Annotated in this window: 18 protein-coding genes; all 18 read left to right on the top strand. The window is 57.2% G+C overall.

Going from position 1 to position 11,042, the window contains the following annotated elements; genetic code table 11:
- The first annotated feature begins 76 nt into the window (after positions 1-76).
- Complete coding sequence (locus H5U02_03360) at positions 77-328, top strand: ribosomal L7Ae/L30e/S12e/Gadd45 family protein (GenBank protein ID MBC7341477.1); 252 nt, start codon at positions 77-79, stop codon at positions 326-328.
- Between the two features lie 187 nt (positions 329-515).
- The gene (locus H5U02_03355) at positions 516-899 is read left to right on the top strand and encodes a 30S ribosomal protein S12 (GenBank protein ID MBC7341476.1); all 384 of its coding nucleotides are present in this window, start codon (positions 516-518) and stop codon (positions 897-899) included.
- Positions 900-916: 17 nt separating this feature from the next.
- Complete coding sequence (gene rpsG / locus H5U02_03350) at positions 917-1,387, top strand: 30S ribosomal protein S7 (GenBank protein MBC7341475.1); 471 nt, start codon at positions 917-919, stop codon at positions 1,385-1,387.
- 82 nt (positions 1,388-1,469) lie between these two features.
- A complete protein-coding gene (gene fusA / locus H5U02_03345; GenBank protein ID MBC7341474.1) occupies positions 1,470-3,563 on the top strand; it encodes an elongation factor G in 2,094 nt (697 codons plus the stop codon).
- 20 nt (positions 3,564-3,583) lie between these two features.
- Positions 3,584-4,786: an elongation factor Tu gene (tuf, locus tag H5U02_03340; protein ID MBC7341473.1), complete on the top strand. Its 1,203-nt coding sequence runs from the start codon at positions 3,584-3,586 to the stop codon at positions 4,784-4,786.
- 215 nt (positions 4,787-5,001) lie between these two features.
- A complete protein-coding gene (rpsJ, locus tag H5U02_03335; protein ID MBC7341472.1) occupies positions 5,002-5,310 on the top strand; it encodes a 30S ribosomal protein S10 in 309 nt (102 codons plus the stop codon).
- Between the two features lie 19 nt (positions 5,311-5,329).
- On the top strand, positions 5,330-5,956 hold the full coding sequence (rplC, locus tag H5U02_03330) for a 50S ribosomal protein L3 (protein MBC7341471.1): 627 nt from the start codon (positions 5,330-5,332) through the stop codon (positions 5,954-5,956).
- A gap of 24 nt (positions 5,957-5,980) precedes the next feature.
- Positions 5,981-6,607, top strand: coding sequence for a 50S ribosomal protein L4 (rplD, locus tag H5U02_03325; GenBank protein ID MBC7341470.1), 627 nt, complete (start codon positions 5,981-5,983; stop codon positions 6,605-6,607).
- Positions 6,604-6,900: a 50S ribosomal protein L23 gene (rplW, locus tag H5U02_03320; GenBank protein MBC7341469.1), complete on the top strand. Its 297-nt coding sequence runs from the start codon at positions 6,604-6,606 to the stop codon at positions 6,898-6,900. The genes rplD and rplW overlap by 4 nt, the downstream gene beginning before the upstream one ends.
- A gap of 41 nt (positions 6,901-6,941) precedes the next feature.
- Entirely contained in the window at positions 6,942-7,766 is an 825-nt protein-coding gene (gene rplB, locus H5U02_03315; protein MBC7341468.1) for a 50S ribosomal protein L2, read from the top strand.
- A 46-nt stretch (positions 7,767-7,812) separates the two neighbouring features.
- On the top strand, positions 7,813-8,097 hold the full coding sequence (gene rpsS / locus H5U02_03310; GenBank protein MBC7341467.1) for a 30S ribosomal protein S19: 285 nt from the start codon (positions 7,813-7,815) through the stop codon (positions 8,095-8,097).
- A gap of 18 nt (positions 8,098-8,115) precedes the next feature.
- Positions 8,116-8,454, top strand: coding sequence for a 50S ribosomal protein L22 (rplV, locus tag H5U02_03305; GenBank protein ID MBC7341466.1), 339 nt, complete (start codon positions 8,116-8,118; stop codon positions 8,452-8,454).
- A 3-nt stretch (positions 8,455-8,457) separates the two neighbouring features.
- On the top strand, positions 8,458-9,123 hold the full coding sequence (rpsC, locus tag H5U02_03300) for a 30S ribosomal protein S3 (GenBank protein ID MBC7341465.1): 666 nt from the start codon (positions 8,458-8,460) through the stop codon (positions 9,121-9,123).
- A gap of 2 nt (positions 9,124-9,125) precedes the next feature.
- Positions 9,126-9,554 carry a 50S ribosomal protein L16 gene (gene rplP / locus H5U02_03295; GenBank protein MBC7341464.1) on the top strand — a complete coding sequence of 143 codons (429 nt, stop codon included), beginning with the start codon at positions 9,126-9,128 and terminating at the stop codon, positions 9,552-9,554.
- The gene (rpmC, locus tag H5U02_03290) at positions 9,551-9,793 is read left to right on the top strand and encodes a 50S ribosomal protein L29 (GenBank protein ID MBC7341463.1); all 243 of its coding nucleotides are present in this window, start codon (positions 9,551-9,553) and stop codon (positions 9,791-9,793) included. Before rplP ends, rpmC begins: the two co-directional genes overlap by 4 nt.
- Before the next feature lie 17 nt (positions 9,794-9,810).
- Positions 9,811-10,104 carry a 30S ribosomal protein S17 gene (rpsQ, locus tag H5U02_03285; protein MBC7341462.1) on the top strand — a complete coding sequence of 98 codons (294 nt, stop codon included), beginning with the start codon at positions 9,811-9,813 and terminating at the stop codon, positions 10,102-10,104.
- Between the two features lie 30 nt (positions 10,105-10,134).
- Positions 10,135-10,503 carry a 50S ribosomal protein L14 gene (gene rplN / locus H5U02_03280; GenBank protein ID MBC7341461.1) on the top strand — a complete coding sequence of 123 codons (369 nt, stop codon included), beginning with the start codon at positions 10,135-10,137 and terminating at the stop codon, positions 10,501-10,503.
- Between the two features lie 122 nt (positions 10,504-10,625).
- Positions 10,626-10,982: a 50S ribosomal protein L24 gene (locus tag H5U02_03275; GenBank protein ID MBC7341460.1), complete on the top strand. Its 357-nt coding sequence runs from the start codon at positions 10,626-10,628 to the stop codon at positions 10,980-10,982.
- Positions 10,983-11,042 lie beyond the last annotated feature (60 nt).

Genomic DNA, 11,042 nt, shown 5'->3' with positions numbered 1-11,042 from the left:
CCAGTTGACAGCTGGCCTTGAAGCGTGGTACAATCTCACGCGTGCGTGCGTAAGCAAAAGGGGAGAAGGAGAAACCATGGTTCTGGAGGACCTGAGGAAGGCTAAGCGCAGGAGCGTTGGTACCCGGGAGACCACTAAAGCAGTGCAGAAGGGCCTAGCCCGGGCAGTCTTCGTGGCTCGCAACGCCGAGCCTCATGTGACGGAGCCATTATTGAGGTTATGCCAGGAAAAGGCAGTAGAAGTAGTGATGGTAGATGATATGGAAGAACTAGGGGCGGCCTGCGGCATTGACGTAGGCTCGGCCTCGGCGGCAATATTGAGAGATTAACCGGGGAAGTCCCCCCCCATGCCGCTTGCTAGCGGCACCTCGGGGGCTGGGCCGGAAGCGATCCAGCACTTAACCAGCAGGCAACTGGGACTTAGTAAGGGTGACTTAGCATGGCTGGGCAACGCCTGATGGGTGGGATAGGCGAATTGAGTGCTGGGAAATGATTTTCGAAAGAGGAGGTGGGATTGTGCCTACTATTCATCAGTTGGTAAAGCAAGGGCGGGAAAAGGTAACCAAGAAATCGTCGGCTCCGGCTCTGCGGGAGTCGCCGCAAAAGCGGGGCGTGTGCACTAGAGTTTACACCACTACCCCGAAAAAGCCCAATTCGGCCTTGCGCAAGGTAGCGCGGGTGCGGTTGACCAACGGCATCGAAGTGACCGCCTACATTCCCGGCATCGGCCACAACCTGCAGGAGCACTCGGTGGTGCTGATCCGGGGAGGCCGGGTTAAGGACCTTCCAGGGGTACGTTACCATATCGTGCGGGGAACCCTGGATGCTACCGGGGTAGCCAATCGCAACCAAGGGCGTTCCAAGTATGGAGCCAAGAAGCCCAAGAAGGCTGCGCGTTAAAGCAAAGGGGGGATACGATGCCACGGCGAGGAAGGGCACCAAGGCGCGAGGTGCCGCCTGATGTAGTCTACAATAGTGTACCCGTAGCCAAGCTAATCAATAAAGTCATGCTACATGGTAAGAAGCGGCTAGCTGAGTCGATCTGCTATGGGGCCTTCGACATTGTGGCCGAGAAGACTGGCAAGCCGCCTCTGGAGGTACTGGAGCAGGCCCTAAAGAACACCATGCCGCTCCTAGAAGTCAAGGCGCGCCGGGTAGGTGGCGCCAACTATCAGGTGCCGGTGGAAGTGAGACCTGAGCGCCGCCAATCCCTAGCCATCCGGTGGCTGGTAGAGTATGCGCGGCAGCGTTCCGGAAAAAGCATGGAGGAAAAGCTGGCTGCCGAGCTTATTGATGCAGCCAACAACACCGGAGGGGCAGTAAAGAAAAAGGAAGACACCCACCGCATGGCAGAAGCCAACAAGGCCTTTGCCCATTACCGCTGGTAAATCAATCGGCAGCGAGGCGGGCAGGCGGGTGAATCAAGGTATAGAAATCAAGAATCTAGAAATCTAGAAAGGAGGGATAGTAATGGCCAGAGAAATTGCCCTGGAGAGGACGCGCAATATCGGCATCATGGCTCATATCGATGCTGGCAAAACCACCACAACCGAAAGGATCCTATTCTATACCGGCAGAGTTCACCGCATCGGCGAGGTCGATGACGGCGCGGCTACCATGGATTGGATGGTCCAGGAGCAGGAACGGGGTATTACTATTACCTCCGCGGCTACTACTTGTCACTGGCGCGATCACCGTATCAATATCATTGACACGCCCGGACACGTGGACTTTACAGTAGAGGTAGAGCGCTCGCTGCGGGTACTGGACGGGGCTATTGGCGTCTTTTGCGCTGTGGGAGGGGTTGAGCCCCAATCAGAAACCGTCTGGCACCAGGCCGATAAGTACCACATCCCGCGGATAGCCTTTGTAAACAAGATGGATCGCCTGGGCGCCGATTTCTACCGGGTACTGAAGGAAATTGAAGATCGGCTGGGGGCCAACCCGGTGGCTATCCAGTTGCCGGTGGGGGCTGAGGATAGTTTTTCGGGCATTATTGACCTTATCAATAGTTGCTTCCTAGTATGGGAGGATGAGGCTGGTACCATTTATCACCAGGAGCCCATCCCGGCTGATATGGAAGAAAAGGCCCGGCAATACCGGGATAAGATGCTGGAGGCCTTGGCGGAGATTGATGACCAGATCATGATCAAGTATCTGGACGGGGAAACCGTGACTCCGGAAGAAATCCGGCAAGCTTTGCGGCGTGGCACCTTGTCCGGAGCCGTCGTCCCGGTGCTATGCGGTTCCGCCTTCAGGAACCGCGGCGTGCAGCCGCTTTTGGATGCGGTGGTGGATTATTTGCCTTCCCCCATCGATATTCCGGCAGTGGAGGGTGTAAATCCGGACACAGGTGAGGAAGAAAAGCGCTTAGCCGATGATGGAGCTCCTTTCTCTGCCTTGGCGTTCAAGGTTATGACCGATCCTTATGTGGGCCGCCTTACCTTCTTTAGGATTTATTCTGGAACCCTAAAAGCGGGTTCCTATGTTTTGAATGCCAATACTGGCAAGAAGGAGCGCATCGGCCGGATCCTGCGCATGCATGCCAACCATCGGGAAGAAACCCTGGAGATGTATGCCGGCGACATCGGAGCGGCGGTGGGCCTTAAAAATACCTTTACCGGCGACACTCTGTGCTCCGAGGACCACCCCATAAGGCTTGAGTCCATCAGCTTCCCGGAGCCGGTGATCTCGGTGGCCATTGAGCCTCAGACCAAGGCTGACCAGGAGAAGCTAATCATTTCCTTGCAGAAGCTGGCGGAGGAGGATCCTACCTTCCGCACCTACACCGACCAGGAGACGGGGCAGACCCTGATCTCCGGCATGGGAGAGCTACACCTAGAAATAATTGTTGACCGCTTATTGCGGGAGTTCCATGTGGATGCCAGAGTGGGCCGGCCGCAGGTGGCTTACAAGGAGACCATTACCCGGCGGGCTAAAGCCGAGGGGCGTTATATCCGGCAGACCGGAGGCCGCGGCCAGTACGGCCATGTTTGGTTAGAAATTGAGCCCTTGGAGCGCGGCCAAGGGTATGAATTCGTGGACCGCATTGTGGGCGGGGTTGTGCCCAAGGAGTTTATCCCGGCTGTAGACGCCGGGGTACGGGAAGCCATGGAAAACGGAGTCTTGGCTGGCTATCCCACGGTAGATGTGCGGGTTAGCTTGGTCGATGGCTCTTACCATGAGGTAGATTCATCGGAAATTGCCTTTAAGATTGCTGGCGCCCAAGCTTTCAAGCGAGCGGTGGAACAAGCAGGGCCGGTACTGCTAGAGCCGGTGATGAAGGCGGAGGTGGTGGTTCCCGAGGAGTATCTAGGCGATGTGCTGGGAGATCTAACTTCGCGGCGAGGGCAAATTGAAGGGATGGAACAGCGAGGCAATGTTCAGGTGATCCGAGGTTATGTTCCGTTGGCTACCATGTTTGGGTATGCCACCGACTTGCGCTCGCGAACCCAAGGTCGGGGCACCTACGTAATGCAGTTTGACCATTATGGGGAAGTTCCCAAATCCATTGCTGACGGTATTGTGGCCAAAAGGCAAGGCAAGATAGAGTTGCAAGCCTAATTCAAGAAGGAGGACGAATTATGGCCAAACAAAAATTTGAGCGGACCAAGCCCCACGTCAACGTGGGCACCATCGGGCACGTAGATCACGGCAAGACCACCCTGACTTCTGCCATTACCTTGTGCCTGGCCAAGGAAGGGAAGGCGACCCCTCGGAGCTTCGACTCCATCGACAACGCTCCGGAAGAGCGGGAGCGGGGTATTACCATTGCTACCGCCCACGTGGAATACGAGACCGACAAGCGTCACTATGCCCACGTTGACTGCCCGGGCCACGCCGACTATGTCAAGAACATGATTACTGGCGCGGCGCAGATGGACGGGGCGATTCTGGTAGTCTCGGCTGCCGACGGCCCCATGCCTCAGACCCGTGAGCACATACTCCTGGCCCGCCAAGTAGGCGTTCCTTACATTGTAGTCTTCCTGAACAAGGTGGACATGGTGGACGATCCCGAGCTGATGGAGCTAGTGGAAATCGAAGTTCGGGATCTATTAAATGAGTATGAGTTTCCCGGCGACGAAATTCCCATCATTGCCGGCTCGGCTCTAAAGGCAATGGAGTGTGCTTGCGGCAAGCGGGACTGCCAGTGGTGCAGCAAGATCTGGGAGCTTTTGGATGCGGTGGATAGCTATATTCCTACTCCCCAGCGGGATAAGGATAAGCCCTTCCTCATGCCCATTGAGGACGTATTCAGCATTACCGGCCGCGGCACCGTGGTTACCGGCCGAGTTGAGCGGGGTACCATCAAGGTGGGCGACGAGGTGGAGATCGTTGGTCTAAGCCCCGAGCCTCGAAAGACGGTGGCTACCGGGGTGGAAATGTTCCGGAAGATCTTGGAGGTAGCCGAGGCGGGCGACAACATCGGCGTGCTGCTGCGCGGCATCGACAAGAAGGAAGTGGAGCGCGGCCAGGTGCTGGCCAAGCCCAAGTCCATCCACCCGCACACCAAGTTTGACGCTGAAGTTTACGTCCTGACCAAAGAGGAGGGCGGGCGCCATACTCCGTTCTTCCCCGGATACCGGCCGCAGTTCTATTTCCGGACCACCGATGTTACCGGGGTCATCAAGCTGCCTGAAGGCGTGGAAATGGTAATGCCCGGCGATAACATCAAGATGAACGTGGAACTGATCACCCCCATTGCCATTGAAGAGGGCTTGCGCTTTGCTATCCGTGAAGGTGGTCGTACCGTTGGCGCTGGGGTAGTTACCCACATTATCGAGTAGCCGGGGGCCCAAGGGCCTAGGCGTAAAGTGGGTGCCGGCTTGCTGCTGGCCCCGCGAGGGAGCGCTAGGCCCAAGCTCGGGCCAAGGGTTAAGGATGATGAGTAGGGCGATGAAGCGGGAGGTTGCCGCTTGGTCGGGCGGAATCTCAGCCTTGGCCAAGCGGGGAATTTCCGCGGAGAAGGCCTGTAGATCAGGCGAGCTGGAGGAGGATAAATATGGCGCAGGACAAGATCCGTATTCGCTTGCGGGCATTTGATCACCGGCTGTTGGACCACTCTTCGGTGCGGATAGTTGAGACGGCTAAGCGCACCGGAGCCACGGTGTCTGGTCCTATCCCGCTACCTACGGAAAAAAGCATATATACTATCTTGCGGTCGCCGCACGTAAACAAGGACTCGCGGGAACAGTTTGAGATGCGCACCCACAAGCGGCTCATCGATATCTTGAATCCTACTCCCAAGACGGTAGATGCGCTGATGCGCCTAGATTTACCCGCGGGCGTAGATATTGAGATCAAGCTCTAGGGGTAGGAGGTGAGCCTGCATGAAAGCCATTTTAGGAAGAAAGCTGGGCATGACCCAAGTTTTTGATGAAGAAGGTCGTGCGGTGCCCGTGACTGTAATCAAGGCTGGGCCGTGCGTGGTAGTACGGCGGAAACGCAAAGATCCGGATGGATACGATGCCATCCAGGTAGGGTTTGAGGCCGTAAAGGAGTCCAAGCTGACCAAGCCGGTCCGAGGGCAATTTGCCAAGGCTAAGGTGGGGCCGTTCCGGGTCCTGCGTGAATTTCGAGTAGGCGAGGGCGAAGAGTACTCGGTTGGGCAGGAGATCAAAGCCGATGTTTTCAGCGCCGGGGAGCTGGTAGATGTAACTGCTACCTCCAAGGGTAAAGGTTTTGCAGGCGGAATCAAGCGGCATGGCTTCCAGCGGGGGCCCATGGCCCATGGTTCCAAGTACCATCGCCGCCCGGGATCCTTGGGAGCTAAGGGACCGGCGCGCACTTTCAAGGGCCGTAAGCTCCCAGGCCACTTGGGTGCAGCCCGAGTGACGGTTCAGAACCTGAAAGTGGTAAGTGCCGATGCTGAACGCAACCTGCTTTTGGTGCAAGGTTCCGTACCCGGTCCAGCTAAGGGCCTGGTGGTAGTGAAGAGCCCGGCCAAAGCTCGCTAGACCGTACGGAAAGGAGTGAGAGGGATGCCCAGAGTGCCAGTTTACAACCCGGAGGGGCAGCAAATAGATGAAATCGAACTAAAGGAAGAAGTATTCGGGGTCCCGTTGAACGAGGCCCTGTTGCACCAAGCGGTGGTACGGGATATGGCCAATGCCCGCCGGGGCACGGCCTCAACCAAGGAGCGGGGAGAGGTGGCCGGCGGCGGAAAGAAACCATGGCGCCAAAAAGGCACCGGTCGAGCCCGGGCCGGGACTATCCGATCGCCACTTTGGCGGCATGGTGGGATCGTATTTGGGCCCAAGCCCCGAGACTATTCCCAGGCCATGCCCAAGAAGATGCGGCGGGCGGCGCTGAAGTCAGCCCTATCGGCTCGGGTAGCTGATGGCGATTTCATTGTGGTGGACGGACTTCGGTTTGAGGCCCCTAAAACCAAGGCTATGGCCCAGGTATTGCGCAACCTAAAGGTAGAGGATAGCGCCTTGATCGTGACTGCAGGCGATGACAGGATTATTCACCGCTCGGCTCGTAACCTGGCTGGAGTCTTGCCGATAAAGGCCCAGGAGCTATCGGTCTACCGACTGCTGGCTTTTGATAAGCTGGTGTTTACCCGAGACGCGGTACAAAAGATAGAGGAGGTGCTGGCGGGATGAGCCTTTTTGAAAATCCGCGGGACATAATTATCCGGCCGGTTATCTCCGAAAAGTCAACCCAACTAATGGAAGGGAACAAATATACCTTCATCGTCCACCCCCGGGCCAACAAGAGCCAGATCAAGAAAGCGGTGGAGGCTATTTTTAAGGTTTCGGTGACCAAGGTCAACACGGTCAAGGTTCGAGGTAAATTGCGGCGCCAGGGGCGGACCCAAGGGTACACTCCGGCGCGGAAGAAGGCCATTGTCACCTTAAAGCCGGGCGACAAGATCCAGATCGTCGAGGGTCTATAAAGGGCAAGGTGTTGGTAGAAGACTGTTAAGGAGGGAGAGGTATGGCGGTAAAGAGCTACAAGCCAACTTCTCCAGGTAGGCGGCAGATGACCGTTTCTACCTTTGAGGAGATTACCAAGGTTAGGCCGGAACGGTCGCTAGTGGCTCCCAAGAAAAAGAAGGCTGGCCGCAACAATCAGGGCCGGATCACGGTGCGCCACCGCGGCGGCGGCCATAAGAAATTGTACCGGATTATTGATTTTAAGCGCGACAAGGACGGAGTGCCGGCTCGGGTGGCCGCCATTGAGTACGATCCTAACCGCTCGGCCCGGATTGCCCTCCTGGCTTATGCTGATGGGGAGAAGCGGTATATACTTGCTCCCAACGGGCTCTCAGTTGGCGACCGGGTGGAATCGGGGCCCGATGCCGACATCAAGGTGGGCAACTGCTTGCCGTTGCGCCACATCCCGTTGGGTACCGTGGTCCACAATGTGGAGTTGAAGCCGGGAAAGGGTGGCCAGTTGGCTCGGTCGGCCGGGGCTTCGGTGCAGCTGATGGCCAAGGAGGGCGAGTTTGCCCATTTACGTTTGCCTTCGGGAGAAATACGCTTGGTGCGCCAGGACTGCCGGGCTACCATTGGCCAGGTGGGGAACCTGGACCACGAGAACATTAGCCTGGGCAAGGCTGGTCGCCAGCGCTGGCTGGGCATTCGGCCTACCGTGCGGGGCGTAGTCATGAACCCAGTGGATCATCCCCATGGGGGCGGCGAAGGGAAAGCGCCAGTGGGCCGCAACCCGGTAACGCCTTGGGGCAAGCCGGCGCTGGGCGCCAAGACGCGCAAGAAGAATAAGCCTTCCGACAAGTATATCGTCAAGCGACGGAAGTGATTAAGGAGGACTTCAGTCAATTGAGGGGTAAAGGAGGCGGTGCGCAGTGGGCCGCTCTTTAAAAAAGGGTCCGTACTGTGACCCTAAGCTTCTCGCCAAGATTGAGGCTATGAATGAAAAAGGCGAAAAACGAGTAATCAAAACCTGGTCGCGGCGCTCCACCATCTTTCCGCAGATGGTGGGTCACACCCTAGCCATTCACGATGGGCGGCGCCATGTTCCCATCTATATTACCGAGGACATGGTGGGCCATAAGCTAGGGGAATTTGTGCCCACTAGGCACTTCCGGGGACATGGAGCCCACACCGAGCGCTCTACCGCCCTGAAATAAAACCTGGAGGGATAGGCATTGGAAGCTAAGGCAGTAGCCAAGTTCATCCGTATCGGCCCCCGCAAGGTGCGGCCGGTGGCCGATCTAGTTCGCGGAAAGAGCGTAGCTGAGGCTCGAGCCATCCTTCGGGCGGTGCCGCAGCGGGGTGGCAGGGCCATCGGCAAGTGCTTGGATTCGGCTGTGGCTAATGCCGAACACAATTACGAGATGGATCCTGAGAGCCTTTACGTTAAGCGCATTTTTGTGGACGAGGGCCCTACCCTCAAGCGCTGGCAACCTCGGGCCATGGGTCGGGCCAACATTAGGCGGCGGAGAACTAGCCACATAACGGTAGTAGTTGGCCAGAAGGAGGAGTGATTAGTGGGACAAAAGGTTCATCCCAAGGGCCTGCGCATAGGTATCATCAAGGATTGGGATGCCCGGTGGTTTAGCCGCAAGCAGTTTTCCGAGCTCCTCTTGGAGGATGTCCGCATTCGCAAATTGCTCAAGCAAAAGCTCTATGCGGCTGGTATTTCCCGGATAGAGATAGAGAGAGCTGCCAACCGGCTGAAAGTTACCGTCCATGCAGCTAGGCCGGGTATCATCATTGGCCGGGGCGGGACCGAGGTGGAGCACCTGCGGCGGGAGCTGGAAGCGCTTACTGGTAGACAGGTCAACCTAAGCATAGTGGAGATCAAGAAGCCGGAGCTAGATGCCCAGCTGGTGGCCGAAAGCATCGCCTCCAGCCTGGAGCGCCGGGTATCCTTCCGCCGGGCCATGAAACAAGCAGTCAGCCGGGCTATGCGCATGGGAGCAGAAGGTATTAGAGTCAGCTGCGCCGGCCGGCTGGCAGGGGCGGAAATTGCGCGCACCGAATGGTACAGCGAAGGCAAGGTGCCTTTGCACACCCTGCGGGCGGACATTGATTACGGGTTCGCTGAGGCCAATACCACCTACGGCAAGATCGGGGTCAAAGTGTGGATTTATAAAGGCGAGGTACTCACCCGGCCCGAGGTTGCTAAGGCGAGCGCCGAAGGGGGGCAATGAGCATGTTAATGCCAAAACGAGTTAAACATCGGAAACAACACCTCGGTACCATCAGGGGGACGGCTACCAAGGGGAATGAAGTGGTCTTTGGTGAGTTTGGACTGCAAGCCCTAGAGCCGGCTTGGATAACAGCGCGCCAGATTGAGGCGGCGCGGGTAGCCATGACCCGTTATATCAAGAGGGGCGGCAAGGTCTGGATTAAGATTTTTCCAGATAAACCGGTTACCGACAAACCGGCTGAGACCCGGATGGGTAGCGGCAAAGGAGCGCCGGAATATTGGGTGGCGCCGGTTAAAGCTGGGCGGGTGCTGTTTGAGCTAGCTGGAGTGAGCGAGGAGGTAGCCCAGGAAGCGCTACGGCTAGCTGCCCATAAATTGCCCATCAAGACTCGTTTCGTGAAACGTCAGGAATTGGGGGGTGGCAAGGAATGAAGCCGGAGGAAATCCGTGAACTGTCAAATGAGGAATTGGAGCGCAAGGTGGAGGACCTCAAGGAAGAGCTCTTTAACCTGCGTTTCCAGATGGCCACTGGCCAGCTGGATAACCCCCTTCGGATTCGCGAGGTTAGACGGGATATAGCCCGAGTGAAGACCATACTCCGGGAGCGGGAATTGAAGGAGGAGCGCGCCCAGATGGGCGATCCAGCCCGCCGGGCAGCTCAGGGTAGCTGAGGAAGGAGGAACTAGGTTTGGCGGATATAAGGCCTAAGCGCAAGGTTCGGTTGGGCCGGGTCGTTAGCGACAAGATGGATAAGACCGTGGTTGTCCTAGTGGAATCTTTTCGCAAGCACGATCTCTACGGGCGGCGGATGCGGACCAGCAAGCGCTACCTAGCCCATGACGAGGAGAATCGATGCCGGGTAGGCGACAAAGTGTTGATCATGGAGACTCGACCGCTCAGCGCCCGCAAGCGCTGGCGGGTAGCAGAAATCCTAGAGACTTCTGCCCAGCCAGTGCCCGAGCACGACCTGGGGGAAGAATAGGGTGACCTCTAAGTTATAGGAGGGAAGGCCATGATACAGCAGGAGTCAATCTTAAAGGTGGGAGACAATACCGGCGCGAAGAAATTGCTTTGCATCCGCGTCTTGGGGGGTTCTAAGCGCCGTTATGCCAGCGTTGGCGATGTCATCATCGCTTCGGTCAAGGAGGCGGCCCCCGGCGGTGTGGTCAAGAAAGGTGAAGTGGTGCGAGCGGTGGTGGTTCGTACCAAAAAGGAAATTCGCAGGCCAGACGGCTCCCACATTCGCTTTGATGAGAATGCAGCTGTAATTATCAATGACCAGGGGACGCCCAGGGGAACCCGTATCTTTGGACCGGTGGCTAGGGAGCTAAGGGAGCGCGATTTCATGAAGATCGTCTCTCTGGCACCGGAGGTGCTGTAAATGCTCCGATTGTTGGTGGGCAGTGGCAAGAGCCGCCGTCTGGGCGCATCCCCCATCGGAGTCGAGCTCGATGGTTCTTGGGGACGGGGGTGGACGGCGGTTGTGGCGGCTGTCCACCGACAATGGCGGTTTTGACGGAGGTGATACCTGTGAGTTCGGCCAAATGCCACGTTAAGAAGGGCGACACGGTTTTGGTATTGAGCGGGAAGTATGCTGGAAAAAGGGGAAAAGTCCTTACCGTCATTCCGGACCAGGGCCGGGTGGTGGTGGAAGGAATAAATATTGTTAAGAAGCACCTCAAGCCGACGCCAAAAATGCAGCAGGGCGGCATCCAAGAGCGCGAGGCCCCCTTTCCTGCCTGCAAGGTTATGGTAGTCTGCGGAAGCTGCAATACTCCTACCCGGGTGGGGCGGAAATTCCTGGCAGATGGAAAGAAAGTGCGCTACTGCAAGAAATGCGGCGAGGTGCTGGACAAGTGAGGAGGTTTGGCAGATGGGTTTGCCCCGCCTAAAAGAGAAATACCTTAGCGAGGTCAGGCC

This window comes from Clostridia bacterium, from assembly GCA_014360065.1.
Lineage (GTDB): Bacteria > Bacillota > DSM-521 > Neomoorellales > JACIYF01 > JACIYF01.
Note: the sequence above shows the minus strand (reverse complement) of the source record. Positions and strands in the feature narration are given on the sequence as shown.